The following is a 16,517-nucleotide window of genomic DNA, read 5'->3' as shown; positions in this document are numbered from 1 at the left end:
GTTGATTACAATCCGCCTTGTGTTGTTCTGGTCCTTGGCTGCTCCCGCTGGTTTTGCTCCATGAATTCGATCCGCTTCAAGCTTGGCGTGATGATGTTCCTCCAGTTCTTCATCTGGGGAGCCTGGCTGCCGCCGAGCTTTGGTTTCTTTGGCGCTGGCGCTCTTGGCTTTACGGACTGGCAGCAGAACTTGCTGAATTTCTGTTTCCCGATTGCGGCCATCATTGCGATGTTCGGCGCCAACCAGTTTGTCGATCGCAACTTTGCCGCCGAGCGCTACCTGGCCTTCAGCCATCTGATTGGCGGCCTCGCGATTCTCGGCTTTGGCGTGATGTCGTACATGGCGTTTCAAGGAGAAACGGCGCACGTGCAGAGCTTCTGGCTGTACTTCCTCTGCATGGCAGTTCACTGCTTCTTCTACGTGCCGACCATTTCGGTGACGAACACGATGGCCTTTGCGAATCTCAAGGATCCGCAAAAGGACTTCGGCCCGGTGCGCTTGTGGGGCACCATCGGCTGGATCGCCGCAAGTTGGCCGTTCATTTTCATCCTCGCCGACTGGGCGAAGATTCCCAGCGTCGAGGCGGCAGGTGGTTTTGTGAAATGGCTGGGCATGGCGCTCGGCACGGGCAAAACAGGCATCGATCTGAACGCCGGCAAGAGCTTTGCATTTATCACGGCGGGCATTGCCTCGCTGCTGCTCGCGGCCTTCAGCCTGGCGTTGCCGCACACACCGCCAAAGCGAGTCGAAACCGGCAAGGGGAGCGATCCTCTCAAGAGCAACGATAGCTCGCTCGCCTGGCTCGAAGCGATGAAGCTGCTGCGGCATCCGTTCTTGTTCGTGCTGTTCATCGTGACCTTTATCGATGCCACGGTGCATGACGGCTTTTTCTTTTATGGCTTTACGTATCTGGAAAAAGTCGGCGTGCCGTCGAACTGGATTCAGCCGGCCATGACCGTCGGACAGATTTCCGAAATTCTTACGATGGCGATTCTCGGCTACGTGCTGAAGTCGCTCGGCTGGCGGTACACGATGGTCATCGGCGTGCTCGGTCACGCGTTGCGGTTTGCGGTCTTTGCTATGATTCCCAATCCCTACGTCGCCGTTGCCGTGAATATCGTCCACGGTGTGTGCTATGCGTTCTTCTTCGCCACACTCTACATCTTTGTCGATGCCGTGTTTCCGAAGGACGCTCGCACCAGCGCTCAGGGGTTGTTCAACTTTTTGATTCTCGGCATGGGGCCAATCGCCTCGCGCTACGTTTGGCCGGCGCTGCAGAGTATGTACACGGTGCCTGTCGTCGACAAAGCGGGCAACGCTATCCAGACGATTCAGTACAACCCGCTCCTTCTCTTTCCCTCGGGGGCTGCGATTGTGGCCGCGTTGCTGCTGTTGTTCTTCTTCCATCCGCCGAAGGACATTGACGAATCGACGGTGGAGGTCGGACACTAATCCGGCCAGAGTAATTCACTTGCCTGACATTCGCCCGCGGATGCCCGCATTAAGGCAAGCGATGAATTCGCCTGGCTGTCAGCTTCTAAAGCTGACAGCTGGTCGAGCGTGACATTCATTGCCGCCTGCCTCGATTGGGTGGGCGAGACGGAGCTAGTCGCAGTGCCCGCGAACCTTGCGACGCGATGGCGTGCCTATTCTTTAAGCTCTGTTCGTCAATCGTTGATTGACAACCCGGCAGGCCGTTTCTAGCATGACTTGCCGGTTCGTCCGCTGCAGCCAACAGCGATTTCACCAAACCAAAAATCCAGACCGACGCTGGCAGCGTCGGCCAAGTAAAAGGTCGTCGATTGGCAACTCCTTCCCGTAGCGGGGTCTTTTCGCAGGCGACGGACCGCCGGGTGGAACGCTTTACCGAAAGCATTAGCTTCGACCGCCGCCTCTACGCGCACGATATCCAGGGCTCGATCGCTCACGCCCAAATGCTGGCCAAGGTCGGCATTCTCACGGCTGAAGAGTGCGAACAGATCAGCGTCACGCTGAAGCAGATCGGCAAGGAGATCGAGAACGACATCTTCCCGTTCAACATCGCCCTCGAAGACATTCATATGCACATCGAGAGCGCGCTGATCGAGCGGCTCGGCGATGTCGGGCGAAAGCTGCACACGGGCCGCAGTCGAAACGACCAGGTCGCGACCGATATCCGCCTGTGGGTCCGCGATGCCCTCGACCGAATCGATGCTGGGCTGCTCAATCTGCAGCGGGCCTTTTTCGAACGCTGCGAAGCCGATGCCGATGTCATCCTGCCGGGGTACACGCATTTGCAGCGCGCTCAGCCGGTTCTCGCGCCGCACTACTGGCTGGCTTATTGCGAAAAACTCGAGCGCGATCGGGGCCGGGTGCGAGATTGCCGCCGACGAACCAATGTTTGCTCTCTCGGCGTGGCTGCCCTTGCGGGAACGACCCTGCCGATCGATCGCCATGACGTCGCCGAGCGGCTGCAATTTGCAGAGGTCGCTGCCAACAGCCTCGATGTGAGCAGCGATCGCGACTTCGTCGTGGAGTCGGCGTTTGTCCTGTCGCTCATCGCCGCGCATCTCAGCACGTGGGCCGAGGAGTGGATTCTGTGGTCGACGGTGGAATTCAATTTCCTCAAGTTGCCGCACCAGTTCTGCACTGGCTCGTCGATCATGCCGCAGAAGATCAATCCCGACGTGCTCGAACTCACTCGCGGCAAGAGCGCCCGCGTGATCGGCCATCTGCAGCACCTGCTGGTGCTGATCAAAGGCCTGCCACTCGCCTACAACCGCGACTTGCAAGAAGACAAACCGCCGCTGTTCGATTCGTTCGAGACGGTCGAACTCTGCCTGGAACTCGCCGCGCCGCTGGTTGCCGGAGCAACGCTCAATCGCGAAGGCATCGCCGAAAAGCTCGAGAAGGGCTACCTCGATGCAACCACGCTGATGGAATATCTGATCTTTCAGAAGGGGATCGCCCAGCGCACGGCTCATCACTTGGTCGGTGCGCTGGTGAAGGATGCGATGCAGCGGGGCGTGTCATTGGCGGAATTGCCGCTCGAAGCCCTACAAGCCGCGCATCCCGATCTCGATGAAAATGTGCGCTCGATTTTAGGTGTGAAAAACGCCGTCGAGGCCTTTAAGAGTTACGGTTCGACCGCGCCGGTCGAAGTGCGCCGTCAGATCGAACGTTGGCGGGGCATATTGTATGGGCAGGAAGGCCTGCCGCTCGGCTAAAGGCGGGCCGAAAAGCCTTTGAAACCTTGGAACTTACGACTCGGAGTAACTACGCTAGAACCATTGCCGCGCACGATTTCCCCGGCCTTGGGTTCGCTCTCGCCATGACCATGTCTTTCGCTCGATCGCTGACCTTGAAGCTGCTCGGCACCTTGCTGGTGACCGCATTGTTGCTCGCGCACGCAGCCGCACAGCCACCGATGGGCGGCGGTGATCCTTTCGGCGCGGGTGGAGCACCACCGGCTGGGCCGCGCAAGCCAGGCGCGCCGCCAGTTGCTCCCGACGAAATCCGCCGCGCAGAATCGATCGTCATCCAGCAGATTCGCGAATCGAATCCCACCACTGCGCTACAGATCATTGGCGCCGCGCAATCGGTGCTCAACTTCGGCCGTCCTGACGAGTGCAAAAAGTATCTTGAGAAGTTCGTCGCCGGTAAATTTCCTGATGATCAACTCGCCGCTCTGCCGGCAACTTATGGCAGCGCGTTCTTTGTCGATCTCGGCAGCAATGAAAAGCTGCAGCCCGAAGGGGCTCAGGTCTCAACGCAAGTTTTGACCGCGGCCAAGAAAGCCTCCGAAGACCCCGCCCGTCTAGCAGCGCTGGTGAAAGCTGTCAGCGATACAAACTTCGAAGCCGCTTCGACGGCTCTTACGAAACTCGAGCAAGCAGGTCCCAACCTCGTGGGGCCTGTTTTGCAAGCCATTGCCGATCCGGCCCGCAGTGCTGAACATCAGCGACTCTATGCGGCGCTCATCGATCTCGCGGATACAACCACCGCGCCGCTCCTCGGCACGCTTGCTGCGGCGCCGGAGGCGCAGCAAATCATTGCAGCCAATGTCCTCGGTGAACTCCGTTCACGCGATGCGGTTCGTCATCTCTTGGCGCCGGCTCTTGCGCCGGAAGCCTCTCCGCCATTGCAAGCCGCTGCTCGCCGCGCTCTGACCAAGATCATGGGTGGCGTGCCGAAGCTGCATGAGAGCGAACTCTATCTACTGCGGCAATTTGAACAATTGAAGGACGGCCAGCAACCGTTCACGGTCGATGCCGATAACAACACTATCGTTTGGCAGTGGGACGATGCTTCCAAGGCTCCCAAAGCGAGCACATTGCCGTTGCAGGACGCGCTGCGTCAGTTGTACGCGCGGCTGGCTACTGACCTGGTGAAGATCAATGCTAAGAACCCGGAGTATCAACGGCTGCGGCTGTTGCATCAGCTGGAGTTTGCCAAAGCAATCGGCGGACAAGGCCGGCCTCTCGCACCAACTTCGCCGGTCGTTGTGCTCGCCAAAGAAGCCGGGCCCGACATGGTTGTCGATGTGCTGTCGCTGGCGATGACGCAAAAGATGCATGCAGCTGCCATCGGCGCGACCGAGATTCTCAGCCTGACGGGCGATGCCAAGTTGTTGAGTGAGGACAGCCCGTACATGAGCGTGCTGTCGACCGCGCTCACGCATGCCGATCGCCGGGTGCGGAATGCAGCGGCGCTCGCCATTGTGAAGTATCAGCCACAGAAGGCTTTTCCCGGTTCGAGTCACGTCGTCGAAGTCCTCGGCGATGCGGTTCGCACGGCGGGTGTCGATCGCGCGCTCGTCATCGATGGCCGCGGCGATTATGCCCAGACGATTGCCGGCCTGCTCGCCGATCAAGGTTACCTGGCCGAGATCGCCGTCGGCAGCCATGACGCGTTTCGCAAAGCGACCAACGGCACCGATTATGAATTCATTCTCGTCAGCGACGTGCTCGATTTGCCCGTTACCGAAATGGTGCAGCTGCTGCGGCGTGATCGTCGCACCGCGCTGCTCCCGATCGGCGTGATCGTAGGCACCGACACGGTCGCCGACGTGCCGAAGATCATTCACGACCGCAACTATCGCGATCCCGTCGGCAAGATCCGTTCGCGCAGTGTCGACGACGTCGCCGTGCTACTGGCCAATGACAGCCGGACCTACGTTGCGCCACGGCCACACAATGCCGAGACCGTTTCGTTCCTGACCGGCGAAGTTCGCAAGCGAGCAGGTCGCGATTGGACCTCGCGTGAAGAACGCCTTGCCAACGGCCGGGCCGCGCTGGCTGCTCTCAAAACGTTGGCGAGCGACAAAGACACACTTAATCGCTACGGCGTGTTGCGCACCGAACCCGCACTCATCGCCGCGTTGAACAACCCAACGCTCCTCGCGCCGGCCGCCGAGGTTCTCGGCATGATCGCTTCGCCGAAAGCGCAAACCGCGCTCGTCGATGTGGCTAGTCAGGTGTTGCGACCGCTGTCGGATCGTCAGGCCGCCCTCGCAGGCCTGCAAGTGGCGATCAAGAGTCGCGGCATTGGCTTGACGAAACAACAGATCCTTGATCAGTACGCTCGCTACAACGCCAGCGAAAATCTCGATTCCGAAACGCAGGCCGTTCTCTCCGGCGTGCTCGATGCACTCGAGTCGCGCCGTCCCGCTGTTCCCACATCCGCCCCCGCCAAACCCTGAGTGAAGGTTGCGAGCTCCTACTGCGTTCTCGCAACCAATGCGGCTCGCAGCGACAACTCGCGCTGGAAGGATCCATGTACCCCAATCGCCTGCAACCCACACCGGATACCGGCCCGCCGATTCCGGGTCTGATCGGGGCCAGCCCGGCGATGGAAGCCGTCTATCAGCTTACGCGCAAAGTCGCGCGGACCAACGCTTCGGTGTTGCTGATGGGCGAAACCGGCACCGGTAAGGAAATGATCGCCACGGCGATCCATCGCCTCAGCAGTCGCTCGAGTGGCCCGTTCGTCCGCGTCAACTGCGGCGCACTGAGCGAGAGCCTGCTCGAGAGCGAACTCTTCGGCCACGTGCGCGGCGCATTCACCGGCGCCGTGAACAACCGCACCGGCCGTTTCGAAGCGGCTCATACCGGCACGATCTTTCTCGACGAAATCAACAGCACTAGCCTGTTCCTGCAAGTGAAGCTGTTGCGCGTGCTGCAAGAGCGTGAGTTCGAGCGCGTGGGCGATACGGCGACCATTCGCGTCGACACCCGCATCGTCGCGGCAAGCAACGTCAATCTGTACGAAGCGGTGGAGTCCGAGCGGTTTCGCGAGGACTTGTACTGGCGGCTCAACGTGGTGCCGATCGTCATCCCGCCGCTCCGCATGCGCCGCGAGGATGTCCCTTCGCTGATCGCGCATTTCCTGCGGATCTATAGCGAGCGGAATGAAAAGCACGTCGTACATATTCAGCCGCAAGCCATCGAAGCATTGCAGGATTATCACTGGCCAGGGAACGTTCGCGAGCTGCAAAACTACGTCGAGCGGGCCGTGGCGATGGCGGATGGCGATGAACTGACGGTCGAGCTGCTGCCGGAAACGGTGCTGGGCAAGCGTGAACGCCGCGGCGGCAAAATTCGAGGTGTCGATCTCGACACGCTCGTTTACGAAGTGGTGCAGCAGGGAGTAAACCAGCTCGGCACGGACGAGCATCATTTGCACGAGAAGATCGTCAACCGCGTGGAGAAAGAGCTGATTGTGCAGGTTATGCAGCTCTGCAATAGCGTGCAAACCAAGGCCGCCAATCGCCTCGGCATCAACCGAAATACGCTGCGGAGCAAGCTCGTCGAGTACAATCTAGAAGAGAAGGACGAGAAGGCCGACGAGTAGGATGCCGATGGCGGGATCGCGTAAGAACGAAGCCCTGCTTCGTTCGAGCGGATCGAGTGACGTCCAACAATAAGATCAGCCTCCTTGCTCATTGCCGTCTCCACTTGCCCACGGGTACGAAGCATGGCTTCGTACTACGATCCATAACCCTCCCCACCTATCCATGCTCTCCGGCATCACCATCGTTTGTTTCACGGCTAGTTACGCCGTCGCGCTGGCGATGGAAGTGACGCGGCTGTTCTTTCGCATGCCGGTGCGGTTCTTTTTGATACTTGGTTTTACGATTGCCGGGCTGTTTGCCCACACGGTTCATCTGTGGCATCGGACCGAAGCGGGGCTGGCCACCGGCGTGCCGCTGTCGAGTTGGTACGACTGGTCGCTGCTGGCCGCCTGGATTCTCACGTTTTTGTATCTCGGCTGGGCGATTCGCCGGCCGAACTCGCCGGTCGGGCTGTTCATGCTGCCGCTAGTACTCGCTCTGATCGGTTTGGGTTATTCGTTGCAAAATGCACAAGCCTTTCGCCGCGATCAGGCGCTACAACTCTGGGGCCTCGCGCACGGTGTGCTGCTGATGCTGGGAGTGGTTGTCGTCTCTTTCGGATTTGTCGCCGGCGTGATGTATCTCGTGCAATCGTATCGCTTGAAACACAAAATGCAGCCGAACACGCTGCTGCGTCTGCCCTCGCTCGAATGGCTGCAAGAGGCCAACAAGCACATGCTGCTGCACTCACTACTGCTCATTCTGCTCGGCATGGGCGCGGGCATTGTGATGAACTTGATTCGCACGGCGGGTAAAGGTTTCGTGCCGTGGACCGATCCGGTGGTGATCTCTTCCGGCGTGCTCGTGGCCTGGCTGCTGGCGGCGACGATCTTTGAATGGACTTACAAGCCCGCGCAACAAGGGCGCAAAGTTGCTTATTTGACCGTGGCGAATTTTGCCTTCCTCGCCATCGTGCTAATCATGCTCGCGACCGGCGCTTCGCAGCACGCGCCCAAGCAGGCATCCAACGCGGCAGTCGCGGCCCCGAATGCAGGGGCGTCGCCATGAAGCTGCAAATGATCGGTTGCAGCCATCACACCGCTTCTTTGGAAGTGCGCGAACGGCTGGCTTTCGACAAAATCCAAGCTGCCCTCGCGCTGCAACGCCTCCGCGAACGATATCCCGCGGCCGAAGCGGTGTTGCTGAGCACTTGCAACCGCGTCGAACTCTACGTCGCCAGCGAAACCCCCGCCGAGTGCCCCAGTCATCACGATATGGTGTCGTTCCTGGCGGAGTTCCACGGCCTCGATCCGATTGAGGTCTTCAACGATCTGTTTGAACGAACTGGCGAAGATTTTGTCCGCCATCTGTTCACCGTCGCCGCGAGCCTCGACAGCATGGTCGTCGGCGAAGCGCAAATCCTCGCGCAAGTGAAGCAAGCCTACGAACTCGCCACGGCGACCAGCACCGTTGGCCCACTCACCAACGCTGCCTTCCAAGCCGCGCTGAAGGTGGCCAAGCGCGTGGCGACCGAGACGACCATTCAGCAGCGCCGCGTGAGCATTCCCAGCGTGGCCGTCGGTGATTTTGCCAGTCAGTTCTTCGAGCGGTTCGATGACAAGCACGTGCTCGTCATCGGCGCGGGCGAGATGGGCGAAGAAACGCTCCGCTACTTGATCGACGCCGGCGTAAAGAAGATTTCGATCTGCAATCGCAACTTCAGCCGCGCCGAGGAACTCGCGCAGCGGATGACCGGTCGGGCCGAGAAGTGGGAGTCCCTCCACAAGTTGCTCGCCGAAGCCGATCTGGTGGTGAGCGCGACCGGCGCCACGGAACCGATTCTGACGGTCGCCAATTTCAAGCCAATTGTCGAAGCCCGTTACCAACGACCGTTGCTGGTGCTCGATCTCGCGATTCCTCGCGACTTCGATCCGGACATCAGCAAGCTTCAGGGAGTGTATCTGTACGCCGTGGACGATCTACAGGAAGCGTGCGCTCGCAACCGTCGCGAGCGCGAAAAGGAATGGCCTCAAGCCGAGCGAATCATTGAGGATGAAACGCAACGGTTCATGACCGATCTGAATCACCGAGCAACAGCGCCAACGATTCGCCGTTTGAAACTCCGCGCCGACGAAGTGAAAGCCGACGAACTGGCCCGCCTCCTCAACAAGCTCGGCAAACTTGATCCCAAAACCGAGAGCGAAATCCGCCAGGCCTTCGATCGCCTGGTGAACAAGCTCCTCCACCCGCCGCTGGAATCGCTCCGTGACGAAGCCCAACATGGAGCGCCGCACGGCTTGCTCGATGCGCTGAAGCGGCTATTCAAGCTCAAAGACTGAACGTCGGTAAAAAACGCATTTTTCTGCCGAAAAATCATTGCTTCGTCGGTTTGTGAAGACTGCATCACTGCAGCCGCATTTCCGTTGTGGCTTGGGGCGATTGTGACTATTCTGAGGGGCAAGATGGCTTTTCTGTAAGCTTTCGATCTCCCCATCTCAGCCGCCACCGCCCACCCGATGTCCTTATCATTCTCCCGTCTTTGGAAGCGGCCGGCTGCTGCGCAGCGACGACGGCGCATTCGCCTGGAAGAGCTTGAGCAACGGCAGATGCTGGCCACGCTCAGCGCGTTCAATCTCGCTGGTGTGCTGACCATCTCGGATGCATCGGCACTGGGCGTGAACAACGCGCTAACGATCGTTCGTGACGGCAACGATTTCTTGATCACCGATGCGGCCGAGCAATTCATCACGCCTGCGCCAGCTGGCATGTCGCTCGAAAATGGCGATCTCACGCTGCGCGCGCCGGCGAGTCTGTTCAATAACTTGGCGGTTAATCTCGGCGGTGGCGGCGATACGTTGACGCTTGACCTGGCCAGCGGCGACGTGGTGCCGAATTTGGGACTGAGCTACGACGCGGGCGAGTCGGCAGAGAACGACAGCTTGCTTTTGTTCGGCGGCGATCAAGGCGCGGCTCTCTACGATTACACCAGCGCCGAGGGAGGAAGCGTTCAGCTGGAGAACTTCGGCGCGGTGAGTTACACCGCGCTCGAGTCGCTGACAAATACCGGCACGGCGACAACCTCGACGTTCAAGATGCCAACGGGCGCGAACTCGCTGGAACTCAAGGACGATGGCGATGATGACAATAATCTGTTGGTGTTGAATTCGGTTAGTGCGACCTTTGTCTCCACGACATTTCGCAGCCCGAGCACCACCTTGGCCATCGATCCCAACGTGACGGGAGATGCGCTGACGGTCGGTACGCTGCCGCAATTCGGCGCGAACCTAACTTTGGGAGCGAGTGGCGATCTGCTGCAAACGATTACCTTCAACGGCGGGACAACTTTTGCCACCGATCGCAATTTGAGTGGTTTCGCCAAGAACCGGATTCGCTTCGAAAATGGAATCAAGCTGGCCCTCGATGGCAGCGGGAGTGCAAGTCTGACCACACTGTCGCAGATTGAATTTTTGACGGCGTCTGGGCTCAGCACGGTCGACGGCAATCTGCTGCTGTCTGCCAATGAAACGACTGGCGGAAATTCGATTGGGGCCGGTGTGTCGCTGGCCGGCAACGCGGTGTTGCAATCGACAGGGCGCGGGAACGTGTCCATTTACGGCAAGGGAGGCGAGCAGCCATTTAGCAGTTTCAATTACGGTGTGCTGGTGATAGGGGCCAATGCCCGCATTGCAGCCGCGACCGGCACGCTGAATGTCACGGGTTTGGGTGGTGGTCGAACATCGACTGGCAGCGGCTACAACGTGGGTGTGATGGTCAATGCCGGTGGCTCGATTACCGGCGGCAGCGGCGCGGTAACCATCAACGGCACGGGCGGCGGCATGACAACCCAAGCCGGCAGCACCAACGATGGCGTGCGCGTGGAAAGCATCGGTTCGCGGATTAGTTCGGTTGATGGTTCGCTCACCGTCACTGGTAATGGTGGTAATGGTTATCACGGCGTGATCTTGTCGATGGGAGGCGAGATTGCGGCGAGTGGCAGCGGCGATGTGAATGTCCTGGGTGTGGGGGGCAATGCCGAGGCTCCAACCAAGGTAGGTGTGGCTTTGAATGGCCCGCTCGCACGTATTGCTTCGGCGGGTGGCAAAGTGCGCGTCGAAGGTCGCGGTGGCGGCGGCGCGGCGACTGCCAATAACTTTGGCGTGTGGGTCACAGGGGGCGGAACGATTGCAGCCGGCGGATTGGGAACTACCACCGTCATGGGCAAGGGAGACTATCTCGACAGCAACTCGGGCAACACTAACTACGGCGTGTACCTGTCCGATTCCGGCTCGCGCATCACTTCAGGGGGCGGCGCGGTTTCGGTAGCGGGCACCGGCGGTGGTCGCAGCACTTCGATCAGCAACGCGGGCGTGTATCTAAATTCGCAAGCCGAAATCACTGCGGGGGGAACCGGCAGTGTGACCGTTGTTGGCAATGGAGCTGCGGTGGCCAGCGGAGCCGGTGAGGGCGTGTTGATCAACAGCCAGGCCAAGGTCACTTCCGGGGGCGGGCCGGTGCTGGTGCAAGGAATGGCGGGAGCGGGTTCCGCGGGGCGATCATCGCGGGGAGTTGTGCTCACGAACAACGCGACGATCACTGCCGGAGGACTGGCTGGTGTGACAGTCGAAGGTTGGGGAGCGACCAACGCAGCGGCGACGACATCAGATAACACCGGCATCTACAACGCGGGAGTAGTTACTTCCAGCGGCGGTGATATCGTGCTGCGAGGCTGGGGTGGCGGTGTGGGTTCGGCAAGCGGCACGAACGAGGGAGTGAGTGTGTCGGGCGGCGCTGTTGTCGCGGTGAGCAACGCGTCGATCAGCATTACAGGCACGGGCGGCAATCAAACCGGCACCTTATCTGGCCAGCGCAATGTCGGCGTGCGTTTGTCTGCTGCCAATGTCACTGCATTGACGGGGACAATCACCATTACCGGCACCGGCGGCGGTGCGGGCAGCTTCACATCTGGCAACAGCGGAATTCTGCTCGGCGGCATGTCGACTAGGGGCTTGCTCATGCTTAACGGAACCGGTGGCGCTGGAACATCCGGCTCCATGGGCGTTGAGTTCACAGGCTATGCGCAATCCTTATTCAACACAGTACGAGTGACTGGAAGCGTCGCCACGAAATCGACTAGCAACTTCGGCATCGCTATCGCGTCGGGCGGTGTCTTGGGTTCGGCCAACGTTCCGGTGGGAATCGAATTGATTGCCGATTCGATGAGCTTGAATACCAACAACAACATTTCTACCGGCCAGACCGGCATGGTCGTCGTCAGGCCGCTCACTCCCGGGTTTCGCATTAACCTTGGTGTCGCCGACTCGCCCGATCAGTGGTTGGGAATTTGGCCGGCTGAATTGAGTGCGGTCTCGACAGGCACGTTCCAAATTGGCGATAGCAATTCCGGCGACATTACGCTGGGCGCCACCGTCACAAATACGAACAATTCCAAAGCCAACATCAAATTGTCGCCCGGAACGAACAAGAACTTTGGCTTGAACGGATTTGGATTCAACCTGCAGGCGACCCAAAGTAACACATCCTTATTGACCGCCAGCGTGACAGGAACAGGAGCGATTGTGGGGAACGGTGGGCTGTCTGCCAACACAGTCACGGTTTTGGCAGAGAGCGGCAACATCGGCAGCCAGGCGGCGCCCATCTCGGTTCTCGCCAGCTATTTCAATGCACAGACGGCTGGTTCGGTCTATTTCACTTCAACCTATTCGATGACGACGGGCTCTCTCGGGATATCGGCTGGTGGAGTGGCTTTCCTGGTTTCAGGCGTGTTTCAACTGATGGCGTCGAATTCGATCAGCGACACCACCTCTTTGTATCTTGGGCAGAATGCCACGCTGGGTCTGGCGTTCAACTATCAGGACACGGTGTACAGCATTGCTGGCGACCTTGGCAGCAGGATCGCCAGCTATCTGGGGGACGAAGGAGGGACGTTGCCGCGGCTAACTATCGCTGGCGAAACGGGGACCTATGATCTCAAGTCCTATTTGGGCGACATCAACAGCTACAACCTTGGCTTGTTCGAAATCGTGAAGCGCGGCGGCAGCACGCTGCTCATCAGTGGTCTTAGCGATTTGAAGACCGTCACACGAATTGAAGGGGGAGTGCTGGTCGCTCAGCTCAGCACCTCGCTAGGGTCTTCTACCGCTTACACACGCGTGCTCCCTGGTGGTTCGTTGCGATTGAATAACACTTCCGTCGCGATTGCGTCGGAGCCTTTGCGACTGAGCGGTATGGGTTATCTGACCGATGCGGCGCTGAGCGTGAATTCAATCACGGGCGCGATGAGGTTCAATGGACCGATCACGCTTGAAGGCGACGCCAGCATGGGTGGTCCAATGGGGACCATTATCGTGGGAGGCGTCATTGACGACGGGAATTTTGCGTATGGTTTGCAGAAGACGGGAGGCTCTGCCGTCGTTCTGAACGGTATCAATCTTTATGATGGGCCGACGACCGTACGCGAAGGCTACCTGCAAATCAACGGTTCGATCAAAAGCCCCACCACCGTCGAAGCAACGGCATCGCTCTATGGCAGCGGCACCATTCACCATCAGCTGACCGTGAACTCCGGCGGTGCGCTCGATGCAACGCTGACAATCAATCGGCCAGGATTGCCTGCACTGGCGATCAACGGAGGAGCCAAATTGACTTCGTCTTTTGCCGCAGGCACCAACACCTCGCTGACCGTCAACGGCAGTATTACGCTTGGTTCGGCGGGCGTTTATCCGCGTTTGGACCTGATCAGGAGCACTGGCTTCGCGATTTCTGCTTCCGGCAAATACATCCTGATGCAAAACGATGGCAATGACCCCATTGATGGTTTCTTCACAGCGGGCTTCGGCAGCTCATTGCCCGTGGGAACCGTATTGCCCGAAGGCGCTGCAATCACGGGTAACTTCTTGACTTCGGGCATGGCAGCCACGATCAGTTATGTCGGCGGTGATGGCAACGATGTCGAAATCACCATCAATAACAGACCGACGATCAATATCCTCGCCGATCAAACGGTGAATGAGGATGCCGCGGCTACGACGATCAACTTGAGTGGCATCACGTCGGGAGGCATCACGCCGCAGGCGCTGCAAGTAACGGCGACTTCGAACAATACCACGCTGATTGCCAATCCGGCGATTAGCTACGCATCGCCAGCCACGACCGGAACGTTAACGTTCACGCCCGAACCGAATCGGAATGGCACGTCGACCATTGATGTCACCGTGCGCGATGCCGGACTCGATGGCGTGTTCGGCACGCTCGACGATAGTACGAATGCGACGAAGTTCACCATCACAGTCGCCGCCGTCAATGATGCACCGAGCTTTGTCAAAGGATCCGACATCAGCGTGACAAGTGCGTTTGCGCAAACGCGGCCGGGTTGGGCTACGTCGATTTCGCCGGGCGCCAATGAGAGTGCGCAGGTGGTCGATTTTCAGATCACGGGAAACACGAAGCCTGAATTGTTCTCTGTACTGCCAGCCATGGCAGCCAATGGGACGCTAACGTTCACTCCGGCACTGGGGCAGTACGGCTCGGCAACGGTCACCCTGCGGTTGCACGATAACGGTGGAACTGCGCTCGGCGGTGTCGACACGAGCGAAACGCAGACGTTCACGATCGATGTTTCGCCGCCGCAGTCGCTGCAGGTGTTGGCGTTTCTGCCGACGACAACCGGCGGCGTGGTGCACTTGAGCCAGCCCATCGATCCGAGTGTACTCAATCTGTACGACGTGCAAGGGAATCGCTTTGGTGCTGCCGATGTGGTGATTCAAGGGGCGAGTAGCGGCGTGATTCGTGGTTCACTTGTGGTCGATCCTGGTTTGCAGCGGCTGACGTTTGTTTCGACAACGGGTCGATTGCCAGCGGATAATTACACGCTGACGCTGCGGAGTGCGGCAAACGGTTTTCATGACGCGACTGGAGAGTTGCTTGATGGCGATGGTGACGGCCTGGCCGGCGGCGACTTTGTGTACGGCGTCACGGTGGCTGCCGCTCCGGCGAGCGCAGTGACGATCACTGTGCCGAATTTTTCACGCGGTCCGGGTCAGCCGGTGAATCTGCCAGCGAGCGGCACGACCGGCATTCCGCTCTCGTTCAGCAACGGCGGTGGGATCACCTCGGCGACATTTGAAGTGCATTACGATCCCACGCTCCTCAATATTTCCGCTGCCACGGTTGCTCCGGGTTTGCCTGTTGGTGCGACGGTGAATCTCGATACGACCACGGCGGGCATCGCGCTGATTCAGTTCAACAGCCCCACGCCGCTCACGGCAGGGACAACTCGGTTTGTAGATCTGCAAGCCGATGTGCCGGCGACGGCTCCCTATCGAACGAAGCAAGTGCTCGACATTGCGAACATCTCGCTCAACGCCGGCGCGGTGGCTGCGATTGATGACGATGGCGTGCAACTGGTTGCGTACTTTGCCGATGTGAGCGGCAACGGCGATTACACCGGTCAGGATGCGTCGTACCTCGCGCGCCTTTCCGTCGGCATCGATAGCGGCTTGGAACAATTCAAATTGCTCGACCCCTTGATCCTTGGCGATATCACTGGCAACGGCGACATCACCTCGCAAGATGTGTCGCTAATGTTGCAGCTCGCCGTTTCTATTCCTGTGGCCGAGGTTCCCACGCCGCTGCCGACCGGTTCGTTCTTGCAGGGCGGGCCCGATCCGAAGCTAAGCATTCCGCAGAACCTCGTCGCATCACCGGGCGAATCGCTCATCATTCCGGTCGATATCGATAGTATTGTGAATCTGACCGGCAACGGCTTGGCTTCGGCGGATCTGGTCATTTACTACGATCCGTCGGTTCTTGAAATTACCGAGGCAGCGCTTGGCAAGTTGGTTGCCAGCCGCGGCTGGCTGCTGTCGTCGCACATCAATCCACTGGCCGGGCGGATCGATCTGTCGCTAGCCGGGTTGAAACCACTCGAGGGGACCTTCCGCGGAGAACTCGCCCAACTGCAAGCCACGGTGAAAGCAGCCGCGCGACCCGGCGCTTCAGCGATCAATCTGGCGGCTACCTCGCGCCAGCGGTCGACGCAACTCAACGAAGGTTTTCTCACGCTGATCCCCGCGCCCACCGACGCCGCCAATGATCCGATCGACGGCCGTGTGACGATCCGTTCGGTCGCCACTCCAGTGACGACGAACATCGCTCAGTTGGTTGGCGAGCAACTTCTCATCACGGGCAGCGCGGCGAACGATCGGATCATCGTAGGTCACTTGCCCGATGGCCGGCTTCGCGTCCGCGTCGGCAATCAGCACTTGGGCGACTTCGCCGCGACCGGCGTGGCGATCGACGCGCAGGGCGGCGATGACTTTGTTTATGTTGCTCCCACGGCCCCGGCAGTTGTCATCGCAGCCAATATCGATGCCCTCGATCAAATCTTCGGCGGTGAGAGCAGCAAGGTTGTGTTGCACGCGCACGATCCTGCTGCCAGTGACTCCAGCACGCCGTTAAGTCTGCACGAACAAGCGCTGCTGCAAATTCTGTCTGCCTGGCAGCAGGATCATAGCGACGCGAGCGCAGCGTCGACCCCGCGGCGATCGATGGTGCGGCGGTTGTCCTAGTTGCGATTCATCGACCGCGGAGCGGTTCGCCGACTGCGATGCCCGATTGCTGAAAGGGGCCAGTTCGCCTACAAATGAGTGCTTCCCTTGCTGGCCATTCCAACGACGGTTGGAAAACA

Annotated in this window: 7 protein-coding genes; all 7 read left to right on the top strand. The window is 59.4% G+C overall.

Translation table 11 applies throughout. The features are described from left to right. The first annotated feature begins 60 nt into the window (after positions 1-60). Positions 61-1,452: an MFS transporter gene (locus M9Q49_RS27490; protein WP_254512512.1), complete on the top strand. Its 1,392-nt coding sequence runs from the start codon at positions 61-63 to the stop codon at positions 1,450-1,452. A gap of 350 nt (positions 1,453-1,802) precedes the next feature. Further along, on the top strand, positions 1,803-3,206 hold the full coding sequence (argH, locus tag M9Q49_RS27485) for an argininosuccinate lyase (protein WP_254512511.1): 1,404 nt from the start codon (positions 1,803-1,805) through the stop codon (positions 3,204-3,206). Positions 3,207-3,316: 110 nt separating this feature from the next. After that, on the top strand, positions 3,317-5,680 hold the full coding sequence (locus tag M9Q49_RS27480) for a hypothetical protein (RefSeq protein WP_254512510.1): 2,364 nt from the start codon (positions 3,317-3,319) through the stop codon (positions 5,678-5,680). A 74-nt stretch (positions 5,681-5,754) separates the two neighbouring features. Next, positions 5,755-6,831: a sigma-54 interaction domain-containing protein gene (locus M9Q49_RS27475; RefSeq protein WP_261365325.1), complete on the top strand. Its 1,077-nt coding sequence runs from the start codon at positions 5,755-5,757 to the stop codon at positions 6,829-6,831. Positions 6,832-6,994: 163 nt separating this feature from the next. After that, positions 6,995-7,879 carry a cytochrome C assembly protein gene (locus tag M9Q49_RS27470; RefSeq protein ID WP_254512509.1) on the top strand — a complete coding sequence of 295 codons (885 nt, stop codon included), beginning with the start codon at positions 6,995-6,997 and terminating at the stop codon, positions 7,877-7,879. Beyond that, positions 7,876-9,150 carry a glutamyl-tRNA reductase gene (hemA, locus tag M9Q49_RS27465; protein WP_254512508.1) on the top strand — a complete coding sequence of 425 codons (1,275 nt, stop codon included), beginning with the start codon at positions 7,876-7,878 and terminating at the stop codon, positions 9,148-9,150. Before M9Q49_RS27470 ends, hemA begins: the two co-directional genes overlap by 4 nt. A 177-nt stretch (positions 9,151-9,327) precedes the next feature. After that, complete coding sequence (locus tag M9Q49_RS27460; RefSeq protein ID WP_254512507.1) at positions 9,328-16,398, top strand: cohesin domain-containing protein; 7,071 nt, start codon at positions 9,328-9,330, stop codon at positions 16,396-16,398. Positions 16,399-16,517 lie beyond the last annotated feature (119 nt).

Origin of the sequence: Anatilimnocola floriformis (assembly GCF_024256385.1) — a bacterium.
GTDB lineage: Bacteria > Planctomycetota > Planctomycetia > Pirellulales > Pirellulaceae > Anatilimnocola > Anatilimnocola floriformis.
Note: the sequence above shows the minus strand (reverse complement) of the source record. Positions and strands in the feature narration are given on the sequence as shown.

Coding starts and splice junctions, on each gene's coding strand:
- M9Q49_RS27460 (WP_254512507.1), top strand. CDS start 9,328: ATGTCCTTATCATTCTCCCGTCTTTGGAAGCGGCCGGCTGCTGCGCAG.
- M9Q49_RS27480 (WP_254512510.1), top strand. CDS start 3,317: ATGTCTTTCGCTCGATCGCTGACCTTGAAGCTGCTCGGCACCTTGCTG.
- M9Q49_RS27470 (WP_254512509.1), top strand. CDS start 6,995: ATGCTCTCCGGCATCACCATCGTTTGTTTCACGGCTAGTTACGCCGTC.
- M9Q49_RS27490 (WP_254512512.1), top strand. CDS start 61: ATGAATTCGATCCGCTTCAAGCTTGGCGTGATGATGTTCCTCCAGTTC.
- M9Q49_RS27475 (WP_261365325.1), top strand. CDS start 5,755: ATGTACCCCAATCGCCTGCAACCCACACCGGATACCGGCCCGCCGATT.
- hemA (WP_254512508.1), top strand. CDS start 7,876: ATGAAGCTGCAAATGATCGGTTGCAGCCATCACACCGCTTCTTTGGAA.